At 32.8% G+C, this 24,656-nt stretch carries 18 protein-coding genes; 9 read left to right on the top strand and 9 right to left on the bottom strand.

Annotated elements, in window-relative coordinates:
* Position 1: 1 nt before the first annotated feature.
* Both HNV10_RS04525 and acs read left to right on the top strand, forming a co-directional pair.
* The gene (locus tag HNV10_RS04525; RefSeq protein ID WP_173300166.1) at positions 2 to 1,897 is read left to right on the top strand and encodes an acetate--CoA ligase; all 1,896 of its coding nucleotides are present in this window, start codon (positions 2 to 4) and stop codon (positions 1,895 to 1,897) included.
* A gap of 22 nt (positions 1,898 to 1,919) precedes the next feature.
* The gene (gene acs, locus HNV10_RS04520; RefSeq protein WP_173300165.1) at positions 1,920 to 3,827 is read left to right on the top strand and encodes an acetate--CoA ligase; all 1,908 of its coding nucleotides are present in this window, start codon (positions 1,920 to 1,922) and stop codon (positions 3,825 to 3,827) included.
* A gap of 3 nt (positions 3,828 to 3,830) precedes the next feature.
* Here the strand turns inward: acs and HNV10_RS04515 are convergent, their stop codons facing one another.
* Positions 3,831 to 3,992 carry a hypothetical protein gene (locus HNV10_RS04515; protein ID WP_173300164.1) on the bottom strand — a complete coding sequence of 54 codons (162 nt, stop codon included), beginning with the start codon at positions 3,990 to 3,992 and terminating at the stop codon, positions 3,831 to 3,833.
* A 120-nt stretch (positions 3,993 to 4,112) separates the two neighbouring features.
* Between HNV10_RS04515 and HNV10_RS04510 the strand changes: the two genes are divergently transcribed.
* Positions 4,113 to 4,769, top strand: coding sequence for an HAD family hydrolase (locus HNV10_RS04510; protein WP_173300163.1), 657 nt, complete (start codon positions 4,113 to 4,115; stop codon positions 4,767 to 4,769).
* On the opposite strand, the gene HNV10_RS04505 is transcribed toward HNV10_RS04510, so the two are convergent.
* Positions 4,770 to 6,248 (bottom strand): helix-turn-helix domain-containing protein, encoded by a 1,479-nt coding sequence (locus tag HNV10_RS04505; RefSeq protein ID WP_173300162.1) that lies wholly within the window; start codon positions 6,246 to 6,248, stop codon positions 4,770 to 4,772.
* 121 nt (positions 6,249 to 6,369) lie between these two features.
* Here HNV10_RS04505 and aceB point away from each other — a divergent pair, with 121 nt between their 5' ends.
* Both aceB and HNV10_RS04495 read left to right on the top strand, forming a co-directional pair.
* Complete coding sequence (gene aceB, locus HNV10_RS04500) at positions 6,370 to 7,968, top strand: malate synthase A (RefSeq protein ID WP_173300161.1); 1,599 nt, start codon at positions 6,370 to 6,372, stop codon at positions 7,966 to 7,968.
* Between the two features lie 85 nt (positions 7,969 to 8,053).
* Entirely contained in the window at positions 8,054 to 9,685 is a 1,632-nt protein-coding gene (locus HNV10_RS04495; RefSeq protein WP_173300160.1) for an isocitrate lyase, read from the top strand.
* Between the two features lie 70 nt (positions 9,686 to 9,755).
* On the opposite strand, the gene HNV10_RS04490 is transcribed toward HNV10_RS04495, so the two are convergent.
* Both HNV10_RS04490 and HNV10_RS04485 read right to left on the bottom strand, forming a co-directional pair.
* Entirely contained in the window at positions 9,756 to 10,418 is a 663-nt protein-coding gene (locus tag HNV10_RS04490; protein ID WP_173300159.1) for a 3'-5' exonuclease, read from the bottom strand.
* Between the two features lies 1 nt (position 10,419).
* Positions 10,420 to 12,294, bottom strand: a complete 1,875-nt coding sequence (locus tag HNV10_RS04485) for a DUF294 nucleotidyltransferase-like domain-containing protein (protein WP_173300158.1) — start codon at positions 12,292 to 12,294, stop codon at positions 10,420 to 10,422.
* A 214-nt stretch (positions 12,295 to 12,508) separates the two neighbouring features.
* Between HNV10_RS04485 and HNV10_RS04480 the strand changes: the two genes are divergently transcribed.
* Positions 12,509 to 15,100 (top strand): zinc-dependent metalloprotease, encoded by a 2,592-nt coding sequence (locus tag HNV10_RS04480; protein WP_173300157.1) that lies wholly within the window; start codon positions 12,509 to 12,511, stop codon positions 15,098 to 15,100.
* Positions 15,101 to 15,178: 78 nt separating this feature from the next.
* Here HNV10_RS04480 and HNV10_RS04475 read toward each other — a convergent pair whose 3' ends face one another.
* The 4 genes from HNV10_RS04475 to prfB form a co-directional block, all read right to left on the bottom strand.
* Positions 15,179 to 17,707, bottom strand: a complete 2,529-nt coding sequence (locus tag HNV10_RS04475) for an outer membrane beta-barrel protein (protein ID WP_173300156.1) — start codon at positions 17,705 to 17,707, stop codon at positions 15,179 to 15,181.
* A gap of 125 nt (positions 17,708 to 17,832) precedes the next feature.
* A complete protein-coding gene (locus HNV10_RS04470; RefSeq protein ID WP_173300155.1) occupies positions 17,833 to 18,300 on the bottom strand; it encodes a hypothetical protein in 468 nt (155 codons plus the stop codon).
* A 10-nt stretch (positions 18,301 to 18,310) separates the two neighbouring features.
* Entirely contained in the window at positions 18,311 to 18,652 is a 342-nt protein-coding gene (arsC, locus tag HNV10_RS04465) for an arsenate reductase (glutaredoxin) (protein WP_173300154.1), read from the bottom strand.
* Between the two features lie 19 nt (positions 18,653 to 18,671).
* Positions 18,672 to 19,776, bottom strand: a protein-coding gene (gene prfB / locus HNV10_RS04460) for a peptide chain release factor 2 (RefSeq protein WP_173300153.1) whose coding sequence is annotated in 2 segments (ribosomal slippage) — positions 18,672 to 19,712 and positions 19,714 to 19,776 — 1,104 coding nt in all. Because the reading frame shifts where the segments join, the coding sequence is not laid out codon by codon here.
* 109 nt (positions 19,777 to 19,885) lie between these two features.
* Here prfB and HNV10_RS04455 point away from each other — a divergent pair.
* Positions 19,886 to 20,902 carry a threonine aldolase family protein gene (locus HNV10_RS04455; RefSeq protein ID WP_173300152.1) on the top strand — a complete coding sequence of 339 codons (1,017 nt, stop codon included), beginning with the start codon at positions 19,886 to 19,888 and terminating at the stop codon, positions 20,900 to 20,902.
* A gap of 83 nt (positions 20,903 to 20,985) precedes the next feature.
* Here HNV10_RS04455 and HNV10_RS04450 read toward each other — a convergent pair whose 3' ends face one another.
* Positions 20,986 to 21,309, bottom strand: coding sequence for a YbaB/EbfC family nucleoid-associated protein (locus HNV10_RS04450; RefSeq protein WP_173300151.1), 324 nt, complete (start codon positions 21,307 to 21,309; stop codon positions 20,986 to 20,988).
* A gap of 77 nt (positions 21,310 to 21,386) precedes the next feature.
* Here HNV10_RS04450 and HNV10_RS04445 point away from each other — a divergent pair, with 77 nt between their 5' ends.
* Positions 21,387 to 23,450 (top strand): S9 family peptidase, encoded by a 2,064-nt coding sequence (locus tag HNV10_RS04445; protein ID WP_173300150.1) that lies wholly within the window; start codon positions 21,387 to 21,389, stop codon positions 23,448 to 23,450.
* Positions 23,451 to 23,520: 70 nt separating this feature from the next.
* Positions 23,521 to 24,558 (top strand): PLP-dependent cysteine synthase family protein, encoded by a 1,038-nt coding sequence (locus tag HNV10_RS04440; protein WP_173300149.1) that lies wholly within the window; start codon positions 23,521 to 23,523, stop codon positions 24,556 to 24,558.
* The last annotated feature ends 98 nt before the right edge of the window (positions 24,559 to 24,656 follow it).

The raw sequence follows: 24,656 nt of genomic DNA, 5'->3' as shown, positions 1-24,656 counted from the left end.
CATGAAATACCAAAATTTTTATAAAAATAGTATTGAAAATCCTGAGGAATTTTGGGCAGAACAAGCCAATCAATTAGAATGGTTTAAAGCGCCAGAACAAATAATATCCAAGGATAAATATAATTATACACAATGGTTTTCAGATGGACAACTTAATTTAAGCTATTTGTGTATAGATAAGCATATTAACGCTGGTTTTGGAGCGCAAGATGCTATTGTTTACGATTCTCCTGTAACTCATACAAAACAACATATTTCCTTTAATCAATTACATCATGAGGTATCTAAACTTGCTGGAGGAATACAAGATTTAGGATTACAAAAAGGAGACACCTGTATCATTTATATGCCAATGATTCCGCAAGCATTATATGCTATGTTGGCATGTGCTAGAATAGGTGTAATACATTCGGTTGTGTTTGGCGGTTTTGCGCCACATGAACTCGCCATACGAATTGATGATTGTAAGCCTAAACTGATAATTACTGCATCAAATGGTATTGAAATTGAACGTATTATTCCTTATAAGCCATTTGTAGATGAAGCCCTTGTAAAAGCTATGAACAAACCGAAACATGTTATTGTTTTTGATCGAGAACTGGGTGTTGAGATACCAAAAAAAAACTATGACGTAGATTATTTAACTTTGGTTGATAAATCTCCATCTATAGAGGCTGTATCACTAGAGTCAACGCATCCTTCATATATATTATATACCTCAGGAACTACAGGAACACCAAAAGGAATAATAAGAGACACAGGTGGTTATGCAACCGCTTTAAAATTCTCTATGAAATATATTTATGGTTTAAATGAAGGTGAGGCATTTTGGGCGGCAAGTGATGTAGGTTGGGTTGTAGGGCATAGTTATATCGTTTATGGACCATTATTAAATAGAAATACAACAATTCTATTTGAAGGTAAACCTATAAAAACACCAGATGCTTCTACATTTTGGCGCGTAATTAGTGAACACAATGTAAAGGTGATGTTTACGGCACCAACAGCTATTAGAGCCATTAAAAAAGAAGACCCAACGGGTCATATGATTAAAAGGTTTGATTTGTCTTGTTTAAAATATCAGTTTCTAGCAGGAGAACGTTGTGATGTTGCGACTTTAAATTGGACAGAAGAAAAACTTAATGTTCCAGTAATAGACCATTGGTGGCAAACTGAAAGTGGATGGCCTATGTTGGCTAATATGGTTGGTGTTGGATTACAACCTGTAAAACCAGGTTCTGCAGGTTTGCCTGTTTGTGGGTATGATATTCAAATTTTAAATGAAGAAGGTGACGTTGTTAAAGATAATGTAGAAGGTTATGTTGCCGTTAAATTGCCTTTGCCTCCAGGTACTTTAAGCAATCTTTGGGGAAATCCAGAACGTTTTAAATTTGGATATTTAAATCGATTTCCTGGGTATTATTTTTCAGGCGATGGTGGTTATAAAGATGAAGATGGTTATGTCTTTATTACGGGACGTGTGGATGATATTATAAACGTTGCTGGTCACAGGCTATCTACAGCAGAAATGGAAGAAATTGTAGCATCTCACAAAGCTGTTGCAGAATGTGCTGTGTTTGGAGTGCATTGTGAACTAAAAGGTCAAAAACCATTGGGATTAGTGGTTTTAAAGTCTGGTGAGACGTTAGATAATCGTGTAATTCAAAAAGAGATTATTCAAGATGTACGTAAGGAGATAGGAGCTGTAGCATCATTTAGAGATGTCTTAGTTGTTGACCGGTTACCAAAAACTCGAAGTGGAAAAATTCTTCGTAAATTATTAAGAAATATAGCAGACGAACGACAGTATAACATACCATCTACCATTGATGATGTAACAATAATCGAAGAAATAAAAACTAAATATCAAACCCATCATATTGGGATTTATAAATAACTAAATATTAAACAACAAAATTATGAGTAATTATCACATAAAACATCTAGAAGAGTATTATCAAGTTTATCGTAAATCGGTTAGAAATCCAGAGAATTTTTGGGAAGAAATAGCAGAAGAACATTTTTTGTGGCGACAAAAATGGGATAATGTTTTAAGTTGGGATTTTTCAAAACCAGAGATTAAATGGTTTGAAGGAGCAAAACTTAACATAACAGAAAATTGTATAGATAGACATTTGTATACAAGAGGAGATAAAACAGCTATTATTTTTGAACCAAACAGTCCAGAAGAGGAATCTCAACATATTACATACAGAGAATTACACGAGCGTGTTTGTAGGTTTGCTAATGTTTTAAAAGAAAATGGCGTAGAAAAAGGAGATCGTGTTTGCATTTACTTACCAATGATACCAGAGTTAGCAATATCCTTATTGGCTTGTGCTAGAATTGGAGCAATACATTCTGTAGTTTTTGCAGGCTTTTCATCTACTGCATTAGCAACAAGAATTAATGATAGTGATTGCAAAATGGTAATCACCTCAGATGGCTCATATCGTGGTTCAAAAACAATAGATTTAAAAGGTATCGTAGACGAAGCGTTAGAAGAGTGTGAAGGCGTAAATAATGTTTTGGTGGTCAACCGAATTAATTCTGAGATTAATATGAAAGAAGGTCGAGATCAATGGTTACAACCTTTATTAGATAAAGCTCATCACCAATGTGTACCAGAAATAATGGATGCAGAAGATCCATTATTTATTCTTTATACTTCTGGGTCAACAGGGAAACCAAAAGGTATGGTGCATACAACAGCTGGTTATATGGTATATTCAGCATATACTTTTAAGAATGTATTTCAGTATAGAGAAAAAGATGTGTATTGGTGTACTGCAGATATTGGTTGGATTACAGGTCACAGTTATATTGTTTATGGACCATTATGTAATGGTGCAACTACTGTAATGTTTGAAGGTGTGCCAAGTTATCCAGATTTTGGACGCTTTTGGGAAATTGTAGAAAAACATAAAGTCAATCAATTTTATACGGCACCAACGGCTATTAGAGCTTTGGCTAAAGAAGGTGTTGAGCATTTGGAGAAACATGATTTATCATCAATTAAAGTTCTAGGAACTGTAGGAGAACCTATTAACGAAGAAGCTTGGCACTGGTATGACGATAATGTTGGAAAGAAAAAAGCGCCAATTGTAGATACTTGGTGGCAAACAGAGACAGGCGGAATTATGATTACGCCAATCGCTTTTGCTACACCTACTAAACCAACTTATGCAACACTGCCTTTTATTGGTATTCAGCCTGCTTTAATGGATGAGCATGGACAAGAAATTAAAGGAAATCAAGTGGATGGTCGTTTATGTATAAAGTTTCCTTGGCCAAGTATGGCGAGAACTATTTGGGGCAATCATCAACGTTATAAGGATACTTATTTTTCGGCATACGACAATAAATATTTTACAGGAGATGGAGCTTTAAGAGATGAAGTAGGCTATTATAGAATAACAGGTAGAGTAGATGATGTTATCATTGTCTCTGGTCATAATTTAGGTACAGCTCCAATTGAAGATGCTATTAATGAGCATCCTGCTGTTGCAGAAAGTGCAATAGTTGGTTATCCTCATGATATTAAAGGAAATGCTTTATATGGTTATGTTACCTTAAAAGAAACAGGAGAATATAGAAACCATGATAATTTACGTAAGGAAATAAATCAGATTATTACAGAGCAGATAGGACCTATTGCTAAGCTAGATAAAATTCAATTTACAAATGGATTACCAAAAACACGAAGTGGAAAAATTATGCGTAGAATTTTAAGAAAAATTGCTTGCAATGAAACAGACCAATTAGGCGATACAAGTACATTATTAAATCCAGAAGTTGTTCAAGATATTATTGATAATGTAAAGTAGCATTTAAGATTCGCTCGTTTTTTTAGCTTTAGCTAATTCAACTATGGCTTTTAATTTTGCTTTACGCTCTGCATCTTTAGTTTTAATTTTGTTCTTTTTCTGAGCAATTAACTTACTGTGTTTAGCCTTGTTTGTCGTATTTTTTTCGCGCCCTTTTTTGGCCATTGTATCTTAAGTATTAATTATAAGACAAAACTAAGCATAAATTAGTATAAACTTAATGGCATTATCCGTTCTTCTGTTCGGCAATGCCATTTGCTTTTTTATCTTTGCAAAAAAAATACAATGTTAAGAGCAGTTTTATTCGATATGGATGGTGTTATTGTAGATACAGAGCCATTACACAGAAAAGCTTATCACCAAATGTTTAACGAAGTCTCTATTGATGTAAAAGAAGATTTATATGCCTCTTTTACTGGGCAATCTACTATAAATATATGCAAACGATTAGTCGATCATTTCTCTTTAAGTGAAACACCAGAATATTTGGTGAGCTTAAAGCGCAAGCACTATAATAGTATTTTTGAAAATGACGATTTACAATTAATAGATGGTGTTTTAGATAGAATAAAAGATTATCATGCTAACAATGTTACTTTGGTTGTTGCGTCTTCAGCATCAATGCCTGGAATTCAACAAATTTTTAATTACTTTGATTTAAACCAGTATTTTAGTGCAAAATTTAGTGGAGCTGATTTAAAAAAATCGAAACCACATCCTGAAATTTTTCTAAAAGCTGCGGAATTTACGGGTTTTAAAAAATCGGAATGTATGGTGATTGAAGATTCTACAAACGGAATAAAAGCAGCACATGCTGCTGGTATATTTTGTGCAGGTTATAAAAGCAAACATTCTTCTGGTCAAGATTATACCTTAGCTAATATGGTGGTTTCAGATTTTGAAGAGATAAGTTATTCTAAAATTGTAAATATTATTTCGTAGTTATTTACTGTATTTTTCTTGAATTTTATTTACCACATCAGCAATTTTTGCATCTTTTTGAGCAGAAATAATACTGGTTGGTTCTGCTTGTCTTACATCGCAATCACTGATTACGCAGCGCTCGCATGTAACACCAACTTGGGTTTTAGGGATTGACTCGCTCTCAGTAAAGGCAATTTTACGTTTAAGTTGACTATTAATTTGAATACCAATAGTTACACTTCTATAGCTATTAGCAACAAAAGGGTCTGCAGTGGCAGAAGAGAATACTAAATAGCTCTTATCTTCATTTGAATAATTAGAAATTTGAATATCAAATTCATGAGGTTTATTGCTTTTACTAATCTGTTCTAAAACTTTTAAAGATGCCCAACGTCTGCAATAATGCTGATTAGTTTCGTTAGCATGTGGAGACTGTTGTTTAGATAAATGTAATTCTTTATTTAGTTTGAAGTGATTGGAGTCTTTTTTATGAGAAAATCTTAAAAAGAACAAGCTCTTAAGATTAAAATCCTTTGTTAATATATTGGTTAATCTCTGATAAATTGATTCAGGTGATGCATTATAATTACTAATAATTTGTTTAAAATCTTTAGTTTTAAAGGTGGTTTTTGAAAATAATTCTTTTAAATCATCTACTAAACGAGCTCTGGGTATAATTAAAGCACCAGCAAAATACGAAGCATAAAAATTATTTAATACTTGATCAAAGTTTTCAAATTTAATCCAAGAGAAAGTGTAAAGTCGCTCACTAATTTCTAAATAATTATAGGCAATTTCTTTAGCATAGATAAAAGTTTTTTGTGCATCATCTATGTGGCGTGCTAGTAATAAGGTTTTGCTTTTAGGAACAAAAACAGAGCGTAAGTTTTTTAATTCAGTGTGCGATGTTAATTCATTAAAATTAATAGTATAACCATATTCTTCAGTTAAGATTTCTTCAAGTTCAGCGGATTGTATTGGTTTTGTTAAATCGACTTGATATGTTTTTGAAAATTTTAAAACAGCTTGTTCTAAGTCATCAAAATAATTGTTATTGGCTTCTTGAAAAGAGCGCACAGAAGCTAGGTAAAAACTCTCCTTGCTAAAGTTGTAGTTCTTTGCAATTTCAATAATTGTACTAATAAATGCTGTCACTTTTGCTGGCGCATTAGAGATAATATCAATCATTGTGCTTTCTTGAATTCCAAATATTTCTAAAGGTATTTCTTTAAGCAATTTCGATTGTAATATTTCACCAATAGGAGCAAGATTTTTATCTAGCTTTAAGGATACCATTTCGTCATAAGGAATGTCTAAATGTTCAGAAAGAGCTGCAATTTTATCTGGTTTAGGATATTTTTTTCCTTTTTCAATTTCGTTTAAATAGGATTTTGAAAGTCCAGATAATTTAGATAAGCCAAATAGCGAAAGTCCTTTGTCTGTGCGGATTTGCTTCAGCTTTAGTCCAAATATTAGTTTTATATAATCTTGTTCCATAGTAGCAAATATACTACAATTTGCGAACTTAATTAAATAGCGAAAATATATTTTTAGCGAACGTTCGCTTGTTTTTTTGAAAAATTGGTTGTAACATTGCTTCATCAAATAAAACTATAGCATGGAAATTTCAGTAACAACACAGCAAAAAATGAAATTCGCACCAGAGGTGACAAATTTCTATCCAAAACTTTTAACTGAAGACGCTCTAGAGTTTCTTACAGTATTACAAGAAAAATTTAATGCTTCTCGTTTATCTTTATTAGAAAGTAGAGAACAGCAGCAACTCGTTTTCGATAAAGGCGGTTTTCCGTCTTTCCCTGAAGAAACAAAATCTATAAGAGAGTCAGATTGGACAGCAGCTGCAATTCCAGATGATTTACAAGACCGTCGTGTGGAAATTACAGGTCCTGTGGATCGTAAAATGGTAATCAATGCTTTAAACTCAGGAGCCAAAACATTTATGGCAGATTTTGAAGATAGTAATGCGCCGAGTTGGAAAAATACTTTAGAAGGGCAACAAAATCTAATTGACGCTAACCTAAAAACTATTGAACTCGTTGATAAAGCTAGAGGTAAACATTATAAACTTAATGACCAAACAGCTGTGTTAATTGTAAGACCAAGAGGTTTGCATTTAAACGAACGTCATCTCATTTTAAATGGTGAGGAAATGTCTGGTAGTTTATTTGATTTTGGTCTATACGTATACCATAATACAGTAGCATTAATGGAAAACGATTCTGCGCCTTATTTCTATTTGCCAAAATTAGAGCATTATTTAGAAGCGCGTTGGTGGAATGAAGTATTTGAGTTTGCTCAGAGTTATTTACAAATACCAAATGGAACTTTTAAAGCTACCTTATTAATTGAAACCATAACAGCAAGTTTTCAATTAGACGAATATATCTATGAACTTAAAGACCATATTGTAGGTTTAAACTGCGGACGTTGGGATTATATTTTTTCATACATCAAAAAGTTTAGAAATCATAGAGGTTTCGTGGTACCAAATAGAGACCAAGTAACTATGTCCACACCATTTATGGCTGCATATTCTAATCTTGTAATACAGCGATGCCATAAAAGAGGCATCCATGCCATGGGAGGAATGGCTGCACAAATTCCTATTAAAAATAACCCTAAAGCTAACAAAGCTGCGCTCGAAAAAGTAAGAGTAGATAAAGAGCGTGAAGCCAAAAATGGACACGACGGTACTTGGGTTGCACATCCTGATTTGGTTGCTGTTGCTATGCAGGAGTTTGATAAATATATGCCAACACCAAATCAGATTTTTAAGAAGCGTGAAGATGTTGTGGTTACCGAAGCAGATTTAGTAGAAATTCCAAAAGGAACAATTACAGAAGCTGGTGTAAGAAAAAATATCAATGTTGGTATTCTTTATCTCGAAGCTTGGTTAAGAGGTTATGGTGCAGTGGCACTTTACAACTTAATGGAAGATGCTGCAACGGCAGAAATATCGAGAACACAAGTTTGGCAATGGTTAAAAAACGAAGTGATTTTAGAAGATGGTCGAGTTTTTAATAAAACTTTATTTGATGAATTGTTTGATGATGAAGTTGAAAAAATAATAAAAGAAGTAGGAGAGGGGAAAATTAAAAACACCAAATTTTCTGAAGCTATTTCACTTTTCAAAAGATTAGTAACACAAACAGAGTTCGAAGAGTTTTTAACACTTTCAGCATATCAATTAATATAAAAAAAAATGTCTCGTAACTACTGGAATAGATTACGAGACGTAATTATCAAAATTTGGAATAAACTTAATAATCAAAAACAAAATTATGAAAAATTTAGGACAAAGTAACTATCGTTCTGCATTAGAAACCGTAAGAAATCTTAAAGCAAAGTACGGACAAACTTGGAATGCTATTAATCCTGAAAGCGCTGCCAGAATGGTAGCTCAAAATCAATTTAGAACAGGTTTGGATATTGCAAAATACACAGCTGCTATTATGAGAGAAGATATGGCAGCTTATGATGCAGATTCATCAAATTACACACAATCTTTGGGTTGCTGGCATGGTTTTGTGGCGCAGCAAAAAATGATTGCAGTGAAGAAACACCACAAAACAACAAGTAAACGTTATTTATACCTTTCTGGTTGGATGGTTGCAGCATTACGTTCAGAATTTGGACCATTACCAGATCAGTCAATGCATGAGAAAACAGCTGTTTCTGGACTAATTGAAGAAATTTATGATTTCTTACGTCAGGCAGATGCGATTGAACTAAATGATTTATTCCGAAGATTAGAAAATGGAGAAGATGTTCAGAATGAAATTGATAATTTTGAAACGCATATCGTTCCAATCATCGCAGATATAGATGCTGGTTTTGGTAATGAGGAAGCAACATATTTACTGGCTAAAAAGATGATTCAAGCAGGTGCTTGTGCTATTCAAATTGAAAATCAGGTTTCGGATGCCAAACAATGTGGACATCAAGATGGAAAGGTTACAGTTCCTCATGAAGATTTTGTGGCTAAATTAAATGCAGTGCGTTATGCGTTTTTAGAATTAGGCGTAGAAGACGGAATTATAGTAGCAAGAACAGATTCTGAAGGTGCTGGTTTAACTCAAAAATTACCTGTAAGCCAAGAGCCTGGTGATTTAGCGTCTCAATATTTAGCTTTTGTAGATGCAGAAGAAGTTGCTATTGAAGATGCAAAGCAAGACGATGTTTTATTAAAGCGTGATGGAAAATTAGTGCGTCCTATAAGATTAGCTAATGGGTTGTATAAGTTTAAAGATGGCTCAAATATTGATCGTGTAGTTTTAGATTGTGTAACAAGTCTTCAAAATGGTGCAGATTTATTATGGATAGAAACACCTACGCCAAACGTAAAACAAATTGCACACATGGTTAACAGAATTAGAGAAGTGGTACCAAATGCTAAATTGGTTTACAATAATTCACCATCATTTAACTGGACTTTGAATTTCCGTAATCAAGTATTTGATGAAATGCTTGCTGAAGGAGAAAACATGACGGCTTACGATAGAAATAATTTAATGGATGCGCAATATGACCATTCAGAATTATGCCATAGAGCAGATGAGAAAATTAAGACCTTCCAAATGGATGGCGCGAGAGAAGCTGGTATTTTTCATCACTTAATTACATTACCAACCTATCATACAACAGCGTTACATATGAATGATTTAACCGAAGGTTATTTTGGAGAAGAAGGTATGTTGGCTTATGTAAAAGGCGTGCAACGACAAGAGATTAGAAAAAATGTGTCTTGTGTAAAACATCAAAGAATGGCAGGTTCTGATTTAGGTGATGACCACAAAACATTTTTTGCAGGTGAAAAAGCTCTAAAAGCAGGAGGAGAAAATAATACGTCTAATCAGTTTGAATCTGGTTCAAACAAATTAAAGACAGATAAAAAACTAAGCGTAGTTGCTTAAAAGGCAAAAATTAATCTTAATTTTTAATTAGTTAGTTAAAGGCACACTCTTTTTAGGGTGTGTCTTTTGTTTATAATAAGCCAATCCTCTTGTGAGAACCCAATAAATTTTTCAAGGTTAAATCTTTATTTTTATTTAAAATAGATAGTAGTTTTAAAAATAAAATAGCTGTGATATAGGCATCACCAGAAGCTGTATGTCTGTCGTGCAAAGGAATGTTAAATCGGCTAGAAAGTTCATCTAAACTAAAATGTTCTTTTGTCGTATCTAATTTTGTTTTTTGAAATAAATGGCCTGTATCTAATACTTTATTTTTAAGTTTAGGCAGTTGCATTCGTTTTAAAGCATTATTAATCATAGCAACATCAAAAGCAGCATGATGAGCCACTAAAACAGCGTCCTTTACAAAATCTAAAAATTGAATAATTGCTTCCTCTTCTTCAAGTTTAGACAATGTTCCTTCTTTTAGTAAACCATGAATTTTTACGGTATCTGCATTAAAATGCTCTTGTATTACGTAAGATTCTAATTGGTCAGCAATTTTGATTTTAAAATTTTCTATTCCAACGCAACCAATAGATAAAATACGGTCTTCTTTTGTGTTGAGACCTGTAGTTTCGGTATCAAATACAATAAACCGAATATCTTTTAATTTATGATGTTTGCTTTCTTTAAAATGAGCCACATAATTATGCCAGAATTCAGGATACGTTTTGCGTTTAAACCAATTCATGTTACATTAATTGAGAAAGTTTAAATCGGGTTTGAATAAGTTCTTGTACAAGTTTTACAGCCTTAAAGCTGCGTTTAAGTTTTAATCTATTTAGTTTACTTAGCGATTGTACATCAATGAATCTTCCAGAATCAGAATTATGCAAACCTTGTTCGGTTCTAAACCACAGCAAGTCTTTGTACGCCTCTATGCAGAATAAATAAGTGTCTTTGTTTTGCGGTTCTAATTCAACTAATTTTTTAAAACGTTCTACAGTATTGTTTATAGATTTAATGTTGTGTGATAGAATAAGTAATCGTGCTGCATCTACCAAAGGCATCATAGAGCGCGCTTTAATATCGAATTGATTTTTATGCTCACCACTTTCTTCAACTAAAAACTGTCTAAAAAAGCTTAGAGGCGGAGGGTTTTGTAACGCGTTTCTTCCTAAGTAGGTTAAAAATATATCATGGTCTTCAATACTCTTAAAAATACTTTGAGACAGTTTTTCAATAAGTGTTTTACTTCCATAAATATGTTCAAAATCGAAGAAAATGGTACATAGCATTAAGTTGTCTTGGTCTGGCATTGTTATCCATCTATTAAACTGAAGATTCCATTCTGAAACCGATAAACACCATTTAGGATTGCTTCCCATCATGTCAGCCGGACATAATTCAAACCCAACCGTTTCTAGGTCGTTATTAATTTGCTTTGCTAAGTTTAGAAAATAAGTTTTAGTCGCTTCTTTTTTATCGTCAGAAACATTTTCGTAGACTAAAGCATTATCCTGGTCTGTCATTAATAATTGCTCTTGCCTGCCTTGACTTCCAATAGCTAACCAAGCAAATTCTGTTGGAGGATTAGTGTCTTGTTGCTTTATCGCAGAGTCTATTATTTTTTGAGTAATAACATCGTTAATTGTTGAGATTAATTTAGCGGCAAACTCAATTGGTACATCTTGTTCTAAATACCGTTTTAGTAGCTTTTCGGCTTTGGCTCTAATATCTTTTAATTGCAATATGTCTTTACTTCGCTTAATTTCTTTGACTAAAGATGAAGCACTGTTTTCTCTTAAAACAATAATGTCGTGTTCAGATAAAATACCTGTTAATTCAGAAGTATTTGTACCATCTTCCGTTATACATAAATGGGTTATTTGATGTTTCAGCATGGCAATTTGCGCTTCTGCAACAGTTGTATTTTCGGGATAGGTGATTACAGGTGACGACATAATTTTAGAAACTGATTCTGAAATTGAAAAGCGACCTGTTGCAATTTTTATGCGTAAATCTTTATCTGTTATAATACCAATAGGTTTCCCGTCTTTTTCTATAATTATTGAACCTATACGTTTATCTGTCATAGTTAGGGCAGCAGATTGTATTGTGGTGTCAATAGTACAGGTCACAGGGTTTTTAGAATAATCTATAGACTGAAGATTTGTAAATTCTGATGAAACTATAGTTGAGGTATCAGATTCTAATTGTTTGGTATTAGAGATAAAACTTTTCATTAAAAACTGACTAGCTTCAGAATTAATGGTAATATATTCCTCTAATAATTCTGAAGAAATTGAATACACAATACTTTCTTCTATGGCAATAGCATCTAAAATATAGTTGTCTTTTCTTAGTAAAGCTCTAAGTCCAAAAATGTCACCTTCATCACATTGGTCAACAATAATTCCATGGTCAGTATATAAGCCAATGGCACCATTTTTAACTACATAAAAATGATTTTCAATAGGTTGATTAATTTTAAATATAGGTTGTTCTTTTTCAAAATAGCCAACTTCAACAGCTTCAGAAATAGCTAAAAGTTGCTCGCGAGCCAACATAATAAAAGGAGGGAAGTCTTTTAAAAAATCATATATCCGTTCTGCAATGGTGTTCATTCTAGCAAGTTAGCTAAAAATAGAATTACTGATTATGAATTATATCATAATTATGCTAAAATGGTATAGCTAAAATAGTTCTCAAATAATAAAATGGGAATTCTCTTTTACGTTCTTGCATATTCTATGGCTAGTCTATTTTAACAAAAATTTTAAATTTTATGTCTCAATTATTCTATATCTTGTTGACATTCAAACAAATCAAAAATATATCATGAAAATCAAAAAACGGAATGTCTTTAGACTGCTGTCTATTGCACTAGTTACTTGTGCTTTTATGGCACCTCAAAATGCCGAAGCGCAACGTAAAAAGAAAAAGAAGAAAGACCAAACAGAAGCTGCTGCTCCGAAACCAAAATCTAAAACTAAATCGATAAAAGACCTTACTAAATCTAGTAAGAAAATAGAAGGGCTTTTTACAATGTATAGAGATACTATTACAGGTTCTCTTCAAATGGTGATTAGTGAAGATCAGATTGGTAAAGAGTATATTCACTTTAATCAAGTGTCTAATGGTGTAATTGATGCAGGACGGTTTAGAGGTGCTTATGGTGGTTCTAAGGTTTTTAAAGTGAAAAAGTATTTCAATAAAATTGAATTCGTGTCTCAAAATACTTCTTTCTATTTTGATCCTGAAAATGCTATTTCAAAATCTAAAGATGCCAATACGAGTGAAGGAATTATGGCTACGGTAAAAATTGAAGCCCAAGATGATAAATCTGGTCTTTATTTAATAAAAGCAGATGGCTTGTTTTTAAAAGAAACCTTCTCTCAGGTAAAACCGCCTCGTTTTCCTGGTGCTAGCCCTTTGTCTTTTACATTAGGTAATTTAGATAAAACAAAAACAAAAATTAATACTATAAAAAACTACGAGGATAATACCAACTTAGAGGTAGAGTATGTGTATTCTAAACCTTCGGTATTAAATGGAGGGTCAAGAGGTGTAACCGATGGTAGAAATGTGAGTATTAAAGTATTTCACAGTTTAATCGCGATGCCAGAGAATGATTATGAGATTCGTTTAGACGATCCAAGAGTTGGTTATTTTACAACACAGGTTAATGATCAAACAGCTACCAATTCAGCGCCATATAAAGATTTAGTACATCGTTGGAATTTAGTAAAGAAAGATCCAAATGCTGCAATTTCAGAACCCGTAAAGCCAATAACTTGGTGGATGGAGAACTCAACACCTGTGGAGTGGAGAGAAACTATTACTCAAGGTGTTTTAGAATGGAATAAGGCTTTTGAAAAAGCTGGGTTTAAAAACGCAATGGTTGTAAAATTACAGCCAGATGATGCGGATTGGGATGCTGGAGATATTAATTATAATGTGTTACGTTGGACGTCTTCACCAAATCCACCATTTGGAGGTTATGGACCTAGTTTTGTTAATCCTAAAACTGGTGAGATTATTGGAGCAGATATTATGTTAGAATATGTACATTTTACAAATAGAGTATTCTATGATCAATTATTTGATTTGGCAAAAGCAGATGCAGAATTTGATGCAACAGATTACTTACAGAAAAATAAAGTGTTATGTTCATTTGGTCATGTAATGCATGAGAATACAATGTTTGGCCAAGCTGTAATTGAAGCAGCAAGTGGTTCTGAACTAGAAATGGCTCGTATGAAAGAAGAGGCTATGTTAGCTTTAATTATGCACGAGGTTGGTCACACTTTAGGTTTAAACCACAACATGAAGGCTAGTCAGTTATTTTCACCTGAAGAATTAGCAAACAAAGATTTTATTGAAGGAAAATGTTTAACAGGTTCTGTAATGGATTATGCCGGAATTAATCTTACTAAAAACAGAGCAGACCAAGGTCAATATTATGATACTACTGTTGGACCATACGATGTTTGGGCAATTCAGTTTGGATATACACCTTTTAAATCTGAAGAAGAAAAGATAGCCTTACTTAATAGGTCTACTGAGCCACAATTAATATTTGGTAATGACGCAGATGATATGCGTGCTCCAGGAAAAGCAATTGACCCAAGAGTAATGATTGGTGATTTATCTAACGATCAAATAGGTTATTCTATTGACAGAATTAAGTTGGTAGATAGCATGATGAAAGATGTAAAATCTAAATTTTCTAAAAAAGGAGAATCGTATCAAGAGCTAAGACGTGCATACTATATTTTAAGTGGTCAGCGAGCAACTGCTGTGAATGTGATTTCAAGATTTATTGGTGGAGTTTATGTAGATCGCGCAATGATTGGACAAGAAGGAGGTACGCAACCTTACACACCTGTAAGTTTAGAAGATCAAAAACGAGCTATGGATGCATTAAAGAAATATGCTTTTGCACCTGATGCCTTTAATGCACCAAATGATTTGTACAATAGTTTAGCAATGCAAAGAAGAGGTTATGGTTTTATGAGAGGACCAGAAGACCCAAAAATTCATAATCAAGTTTTAACTTATCAGAGTAATGTATTAAGACATTTGTTACATCGTAATACGTTACAGAGAATTACTGATAGCGAATTGTATGGTAATGACTATAGTTTGTCTAAGTTTATGACTGATTTGAATACGTCTATTTTTAAAGCTGATATTTTTGGAAATGTAAATTCGTTTAGACAAAATTTACAATTGGCTTACACTAATATGCTTATAGAAATGTTAATTGGAAAGCAAAATGGCCGTTATACAAATAACGCAAAATCAATGGCGTTGTATAACTTAAAACAAATTAGAAATATGGCCGCACCAAGTGGTAATGTTTCAAGTAAGGCACATAAGCAACATTTACGCACATTAATAGATAACGCTTTAAAAGAAGTGAAATAATCTAAGTTTTGCATAAAAAAGAAAGGCACAAAATGTATTTAATTTACAATTTGTGCCTTTTTGAATTAAAAATGATTTTTATCCTTCAAAGTCAAAATCATCACCATCATTTCCTCTTTGACCAGAGCGCTCACGTTTGTTTAGTTTTTGATTAAACCTGTAAGTGAATGAAGCGTTTATTTGTCTTTGTCTCCATTGAAATTCGTTGTAACGTTCAAAGAAATCTGTCGTTGTTGTTGCCTTATATTTTCTGGAGTTAAATAAATCCCTTACGTTTAAGGCCAATGTTCCTTTTTTCTTTAATATTTCTTTACTAAAAGCTAAGTCTAAAGAAAATATACCTTTAGCATCTGTTTGTGCTTCTTGTCTTGGACCTCTGTAAAAAGCACTAGTTTGCCAATCTATTGCTAGAGGCAACGAAACTTTAGAGCTAAAGCGTGCAAACCAACTTGTGTTTTTAGCACTATAATCTACACCATTAAATTCACCTTCTGTTTCAAACTGAAAGAAATTAAAGCTAGAATTTAATCTTAACCATTTAGCTGGTGTATACATTAATCCTAGTTCTACTCCTGTACGATCATTAGACGATAAGTTTATAGGTATTGTTCTAATTATGTCAATACCATCCGTAGTTTGTTGTCCAGTATTTTCTTGTACACGCTCAAAAGAGTCTGTTTCGTGCTGGTAATAAATAGAAGATGTTAATGTGAATTTCTCCCATCGTTTTAAATATCCTAAATCAAAAGTGCTAGAAAACGCAGGATCTAAATTAGGGTTACCTTGCCAAATGTTGGTTCTACTAGAACGCGACGGAAACGGATTTATATAGCGTCCTCGAGGTCTATTTATTCTTCTGTTAAAACCAAGAGTAATACTTTCTTCAATGTCTGAATCTGCTTTGTTGAGGTTATAAATTAAATTAACGGTAGGGAATAAGCCTAAATAATTTTTATCAAAATTTGTTTCTATTGGGAAACCAAAATAGTCATTTAATTCTTCTTCTGTTAATCTCGAATCTATATCACCTTTAAGTTGAGTGTTTTCTAATCGTAGGCCTAATAAAAAAGAGAATTTACCTAGTTTAGTTCCGTATTGGGTATAAAACGCGTTCACATTTTCATTGTAATCAAAAATATTAGAAACAGATTCATTTAATTCTAATTCTCCAGTATCAAAATTTTCTTGGTCTAACTGATAATCTGTGATGCTGTTTTTGAAATTTCCGCGGTAACCAGCTTCAAATCTAGAACTTTTTCCTAGTGGTAATACATAATCTGCTTGGATTAAGTATTCCTTTTGATCTTCATTTGTAAATTCTTGTTCTATTTGAAATGCTTCTGCATCTGTATCATTAGTAAATACGTAATCTTCGTTTAAATAGGTATATGCATCTTCTTTGTCTTTTTCAAATTGAAAATCTACCGTTAACTTATGGTCGGAATCTTCACCAAACTGTTTTGCATAATTAACGGCTATTTGGTAGCCGTCACTTTCTTCAGTTTCTCTTTCTCTTCTTAAGGTTTCTTCAACAATTATAGCATTGTTTATTCTTTCACTCGAGTTTAGACCAACATCCGCATCTGTACCAAAATTATAGAATATGCTACCTGTAATAGATGAGGTTTCGCTTAGAAAATATTCCATACCAACATTAGCGTTGTAATTTCTTCTAATGCGATCTACATCTTGGTTTTCTATGATTCTTCTATATTCTGGTTCTGAAATTGAACCATCATCTTCCACGCTATCAAAATAATTAACATCTATTAAAGAAGTTCTTGGAGCATCAAAATAACGCCAACCAAAATTAGAAAAGAGGTTGTATTTTTCTTTTCTGTAATTTAATGCAGCGGAAACTCCAACATTGTCTGGGTTACCTGCAGTAAGTGTAACTGAGCCGTTAAATCCTAATGTTTCCTTTTGTCTTAATATTATATTTAGAATACCTGCAGTTCCTTCTGCATCATATCTAGCGGAAGGCGATGTAATAACTTCAACACGTTCAATGGCATCAGCAGGTAATTGGCTTAGTACATTGCTGTCTCCAAAACCGGCCATTGCAGATGGTTTTCCGTTTATTAAAATACGTACATTTTCATTTCCTCTTAGGCTAATTGCACCTTCTACATCTACTGTTACAGAAGGAACATTATTTAATGCATCACTGACGGTACCTCCTGCAGTTGTTAAATCCTTGCCAATGTTATAGACTTTTTTGTCGAGTTTAATTTCTACAGTAGTACGTTCTGCAACAACCATAACTTCGTCTAAAGATTCTTCATCTAAAGCTAGTTTAATGGTGCCTAAATCAGTGTGTTTTGAGATGTTTTGTTCAGGAAAAGTTTTGGTCTTGTAAGAGATATATTCTATGGAAATTATATAGTTGCCAGATGGAATTTCTACTTTAAATTTTCCTTTAGCGTCTGTTATGCCTCCTGTTATAATTTTGCTGTTTTCTTTTGTTTTAACAACAACAGTAGCGTATTCTAAGGGAATGTTAGATCCTTCTTCAACTACTATGCCTTCTATTTTTATGCTTTTTTGTGCATTTGTAAATGAAAAGGTTAAAATAAATATTAATACTAAGTAAAAATTAAACTTCATTACAATTTTTGGTTAAATGTTAGTCTTTGTTAGACTAGCAAAAATACCCTTAGTTTAATTGCAAGAGGTTAATCTTTTGTTAAAGCAAAATATTAAAAATGAAAATATGTTTTTATAATAGAGGATTAGTTTTTATCCTTCTTACGTTTCTTTTTTTTGCGTTTCTCTTTCTTTTCTTTTAGAACTTCTTTTTCATCAAAACCACCTTTAATCATTTCTTTAATTTTGGCCATGTCGCTTTCGGAAATAAGTTCCTCTAAGTCTTTAAAATGAGTGTTTTCTAAATTCTCTACAGCAGTTTTACGATCTATACTATGTTCATATTGTATTTTAAAAAGCGCAACTTTAGCTTCAAAAAAACTATTAATGTTTTGTTTAATTATATGTTTTTGAAATTCATCAGCCTCTAAAGTGGTTAAGAAGTTATCTATATATTCATCTTTTCTTTCTTCCATTTCTTGAGCACGCTTTTTTAGCTGCTCTTCCGTCGGCTCACTACTAGTTTGTGGAACTCTACTCGTATTTCTGCGCATTTGGGCTTGAGTACTTATAGCAAACAATAGTGCAAATAATAGTAAAATTGACTTTTTCATATGTAATGTATTATATAATATCTGATATAGATTCTGGAGGTCTGCCAACCACAGCTTTATCTCCATTTACCACAATTGGTCTTTCAATTAATTTAGGATGTTTTACCATAGCTGCAATAATATCTGAATCTGAAAGTATTTTTCCTTTAAAATCGGATTTCCATATAGCTTCGTTTTTACGAATTAAATCCATTGGTTTAATTCCTAATTTTGAAATAATAGTCTCTAACTGTTTAGCCGTTAAAGTCTCTTCTAGATACTTTATTGTTTCAAAATCTTTACCTGAATCTTCTAAAATTGCAAGACCTTGTCTAGATTTTGAACATCGTGGGTTATGGTATATTTTAATCATTTTATTTTGTGTATTACAATTATAATGCCGAATCTTCTTTTTGGCCCATCATCATTAAATAGGCCTTTAAAAATGGTTCTATGTCACCATCCATAACAGCATCTACATTACCTGTTTCATAAGCTGAGCGCACGTCTTTTACTAATTTATAGGGATGCATAACATAATTTCTAATTTGACTTCCCCATTCAATCTTCATTTTTCCAGCTTCAATGTCATCGCGCTGTGCCATTTGTTTTTGCAGCTCAATTTCGTATAATTGAGATTTTAACATTTGCATTGCTCTAGTTCTATTATCGTGTTGAGAACGTGTCTCGGAACATTGAATTTGTATGCCAGAAGGTTTATGTAATAGCTGTACTTTTGTTTCTACCTTATTAACATTTTGCCCACCAGCTCCACTAGATCTTGCGGTTGTTATTTCAATATCCGATGGATTAATGTCTATTTCAATAGAATCGTCAACTAATGGGTAAACATATACTGAAGCAAAGCTAGTATGGCGTTTTGCATTACTATCAAAAGGAGAAATACGCACTAAACGATGCACGCCATTTTCACCTTTAAGCCATCCAAAGGCAAAGTCGCCTTCAATCTCTAGCGTTACTGTTTTTATACCAGCAACATCGCCTTCTTGCATGTTGAGTTCTCTAACTTTAAAACCACTTTTTTCTGCATACATTAAATACATACGCATTAGCATACTTGCCCAGTCACAAGACTCTGTTCCGCCAGCTCCGGCTGTAATTTGTAAAACAGCACTTAAACTATCCCCTTCTTCAGAAAGCATGTTTTTAAATTCTAGTTTCTCTATGGCATTAAGGGCAGAATCGAAACGATTCTCAACATTTTCCATAGGAGCTTCGTCTTCTTTGTAGAATTCGTAAATAACTTCTAGGTCTTCAAAAAGAGATTTAGCATCGTTATAATCTTTAACCCAACTTTTTTTCTCTCTAATGGATTTCATTACCAGTTCGGCAGCTTTAGAGTCATTCCAGAAATTTGGGTCGAAAGTTTGTTCTTCTTCGTTTGAGATTTCTATGAGCTTAGCATCTAAGTCAAAGATATTGTCTAAGTATGTCTAGACGGGAATTAAGATCTTTTATTTGATCTGATGTTATCATATATTATAGTAATTTTTACAAATATATGTAGTGGAGTTAAAGTGCCATAATTTTGAAACGGTTTTTTAGAAATTCCGTAATTTTATCTTTTAAAATTTAGAAGAAATAAATGATTATAGATTTAAGAAGCGATACGGTTACAAAGCCATCAAAAGGCATGTTAGATGCAATGATGTCAGCACAAGTTGGTGATGATGTTTTTAGAGAAGACCCAACTGTAAATGCGTTAGAAGACCGACTAGCAAAAATGTTTGGAAAAGAAAAGGCGTTGTTTTTTCCTTCTGGTAGTATGGCAAATCAAATTGCAATTAAACTACATACCAATCCTGGAGAACAAGTAATTTGCGATAAATATGCACATATCTATAATTATGAAGTTGGAGGTGTTGCTTTTCATAGTGGTGCATCTTGTAAATTAATTAATGGTAATCGTGGTATGTTTACCGCAGAACAAGTTAAAGAAGCAATTAATCCTCCAGAATATTATTATAGCCAATCGAGTTTGGTAGAAGTTGAAAATACTACTAATAAAGGAGGTGGAGCTTGTTGGGATTTTAAAGAACTTGAAAAGATTAAACAAGTATGTAAAACCAATAATTTAGGTTTTCATTTAGATGGTGCTCGACTTTGGAATGCAATGGTGGCTAAAAATGAAACCACGTTGCAATACGGAAAGGTTTTCGATACTATTTCGGTTTGTTTAAGTAAAGGTTTAGGCTGTCCTGTTGGTTCTGTGTTGGTTGGTGATGAGAATATTATGAGAAAATCTTTAAGTCTAAGAAAACTATTTGGTGGTAATATGAGACAAATAGGTTATTTAGCTGCAGCAGGTTTATATGCTTTAGATAATAATATTGACCGTTTAGCAGAAGATCATAGAAAAGCAAAAGAAATTGGAGCGATGTTAAACACTATATCTAGCATTAAAAAAGTAGAACCAATTGAGACTAACATCGTTATATTTGAATTAAATGATGATGTGGATGAGGCTAAGTTCCTAAATAGTTTGAATGAAAAAAACATTAGAATTATAGGCATGGGAAGTAATAAGCTTCGCATGGTCACGCATTTGGATTATACTGACCAAATGCATGACAAGTTATTGGAAGTTTTAAAGGTTTTATAAATGGAATCCACCTAAAAAAAAGTTACAGTTGCAACAGTATATTTAAAGTATTAGTTTTCCCCTTTGGGGAATTAAAGGGGCTTCTATTTAAACATATCCATACCAGGAATATTTGGCATGCCTTCTTTTGCAACAGCAGCAACTTCTGTTTCGTGTACATTAGTTGCTTTTTCAATGGCTTTGTTTAGTGTAAGAATTAGATAATCTTCAAGCATATCTTTATCTTCAAGCAATTCATCAGCAATGTCAATAGATTTTATAGTTCTATTAGCAGTAATCGTTACTTTAAGTTTATCGTCATTGCTTACTTCATCAATTAAAACAGTGTGCAAGCGTTCTTTAGTTTCTTCAACTTTTTTCTGAGCTTCTTTTAATTTGCCCATCATTCCCATCATATCTCCAAACATAATTGTGTCTTTTAATTTTTTACGGTGTAAAATTAGTAAATTGCTCGACTTTTTAGATTAAAATTTTCTTAAAACAAATGACAAAGAATTCAAATATAAATCCACCAATTGCCAAAAAGATTCCGCATCAATTAGAAAAGCATGGAGATGTGCGTATTGATAATTATTTTTGGATGAAAGATAGAGAGCACCCAGAAGTTATTGATTATCTCAACGCAGAAAATGAGTATTGTGATGCTAAAATGGCACATACAAAAGACTTTCAGAAGGATTTGTTTGAAGAAATGAAAGCCAGAATTAAAGAAGATGATTCTTCTGTGCCCTATAAATACAATGGGTATTGGTATATTACTAAATTCGAAAAAGGGAAAGATTACCCAATTTACACGCGTAAAAAAGATAGTTTAGATAATCCTGAAGAATTATTATTTGATTGTAATAAAATGGCTGAGGGAGAATCTTATTTTAAATTATCAGGTATTAGTATTAGTCCTGATAATAAAAAAGTGTCATACGGAATTGATACTACAGGACGACGAAATTACACCATCTTTATTAAAGATTTAAAGACCCATAAAGTTGCTGAAGATAGAATAGAAGGTACTACAGGTTCTTCAAGTTGGGCAAACGATAATGCTACTTTGTTTTATACTAAAAAAGATGAAGTAACACTTAGAGCATTTCAAATTTATAAACATCGATTAGGAGATACATCAGAGGACGCACTTGTTTTTGAAGAAGGAGACGATACATTTGGTGTGGCTGTGTACAAGTCTAAATCGAGAAAGTACATTATAATTGCTTGTTATAGTACCTTAACTAACGAGTACCACATTTTAGATGCCAATAATCCTGAAGGAAAGTTTCAAGTATTTCAACCAAGAATTAGAGGTTTAGAATATAGTATTTCGCATTATGAGAATCACTTTTATATTCTAACAAATAAAGATAAAGCAACCAACTTTAAATTAATGAAAACTTTAGAAACTGATACTAAAGTTGAAAGTTGGACAGAGGTCATTGCGCACAGAACAGATGTGCTGTTAGAAGGTATAGATATTTTTAAAGACTATTTAGTTGTTAGTGAACGAAAAAATGGTCTCAATGAAATTAGAATTAAACGTTGGGATGGCACTGAAGATTACTACTTGCCATTTGATAATGAAACCTATACAGCGTATACAGGTACCAATGTAGATTTTGAAACAGAATTATTGCGTTATGGATATAATGCAATGACAACGCCATCATCGGTTATTGAGTTTAACATGCGTACTAAAACTAAAACGATTTTAAAAGAGCAAGAAGTTTTAGATAAGAGTTTTAATAAGGATAATTATGTTTCGGAGCGTTTATGGGCAACTGCAGAAGATGGTACTAAAATACCAATGTCGGTAATTTATAAAAAAGGAATTAAAAAAGATGGAACAAATCCTTTGTTACAATATGCATACGGAAGTTACGGATCTACTGTTGATCCTTATTTTTCAACCATTAGATTAAGTCTTTTAAATAGAGGATTCATTTATGTTGTTGCGCACATTAGAGGTGGAGAATATTTAGGTCGTAATTGGTATGAAGACGGTAAATTATTAAATAAGAAAAATACGTTTTCAGATTTTATAGCCTGTTCTATTAATTTAATAAAAGAACGATACACATCATCAAAGCATTTATATGCTATGGGTGGAAGCGCAGGAGGATTATTAATGGGAGCAATTGTTAATAAGGCGCCAGAATTGTATAATGGTATTATTGCGGCTGTTCCTTTTGTAGATGTGGTTACAACGATGTTAGATGATTCTATTCCTTTAACAACTGGTGAGTATGATGAATGGGGAAACCCTAATGATGTTTTATATTATAATTATATAAAATCTTATTCGCCATACGATAATGTTGAGGCAAAAACCTATCCTAATATGTTAATTACAACAGGTCTGCACGATTCTCAAGTGCAATATTGGGAACCAGCAAAATGGGTTGCTAAATTGAGAGAAATAAAAACAGACTCCAATCAATTGTATTTAAAAACAAATATGGATGCTGGTCATGGTGGTGCTTCTGGACGTTTTGAAAGTTTAAAGGAAGATGCAGAGGAGTTTGCTTTTTTGCTTGATTTGGAGGGCATTTCCTGTTAGTTTTAAAAAAAGTGTTACATTTGCGAGGTTTTAGGTGTCTAATAATATAGGTTACTGAAAAATATTTTTTATGAAGCAAAACAAAAATGTATTTGATAATGTACTTCAATTAATAGGCAATACGCCACTTATCAAATTAAACAGAATGACTGCTGACTACAATGGCGATTTTTATGCAAAAGTAGAGGCATTTAATCCAGGTCATTCTTCAAAAGATAGGATTGCACTACATATTATAGAAGAAGCAGAACGCCAAGGAATATTAACTCCTGGAGACACTATTATTGAAACTACATCTGGAAATACTGGTTTTAGTCTTGCTTTAGTAAGTATTATTAAAGGATACGATTGTATTTTGGCTGTAAGTTCAAAATCTTCTGCAGATAAAATAGATATGTTAAAATCTATGGGAGCAAAGGTTTATGTTTGTCCTGCGCATGTAAAAGCAGACGATCCTCGTTCTTATTACGAAGTAGCAAAACGCCTACACGAAGAAAATAAAGGTTCTATATATATTAATCAATATTTTAATCAATTAAATATTGATGCACATTACAACTCTACTGGCCCAGAAATTTGGCATCAAACAGAAGGTAAAATAACGCACCTCGTTGCTTGTAGTGGAACAGGCGGAACAATTTCTGGAATTTCTAAATATTTAAAGGAGCAAAACCCTAATGTAAAAGTTATAGGTGTAGACGCTTATGGTTCTGTATTAAAGAAATATCATGAAACACGTGAGTTTGATGACAAAGAGATATATCCGTATAGAATAGAAGGTTTGGGTAAAAATCTTATTCCAACCGCTACCGATTTTGATTTAATAGATCAATTTGTTAAGGTTACTGACGAAGAAAGTGCGCATACAGCAAGAGAGATTTCTAACACAGAAGGACTTTTTGTAGGTTACACAAGTGGAGCAGCAATGCAAGCTATAAAACAATTGCAAGAGGAAGGTGAATTTAAACCTACTGATAAAATTGTTGTAATATTTCCTGATCATGGATCTCGTTATATGAGTAAAGTTTATAATGACAAGTGGATGGAAGATCAAGGCTTTTTTGATGCTAAGTCAGAAGTACAAGACACTATAGAATATATAAAGTAAATTATAATAAATAAAGAAGAACCTATCATAAATTTTTGTGATAGGTTTTTTTGTTTAAAACTTAGTTAATAGTTAGAATAAATAAATTATGCATTCAT

This window comes from Winogradskyella litoriviva (genome assembly GCF_013249065.1).
Classification (GTDB): domain Bacteria; phylum Bacteroidota; class Bacteroidia; order Flavobacteriales; family Flavobacteriaceae; genus Winogradskyella; species Winogradskyella litoriviva.
Note: the sequence above shows the minus strand (reverse complement) of the source record. Positions and strands in the feature narration are given on the sequence as shown.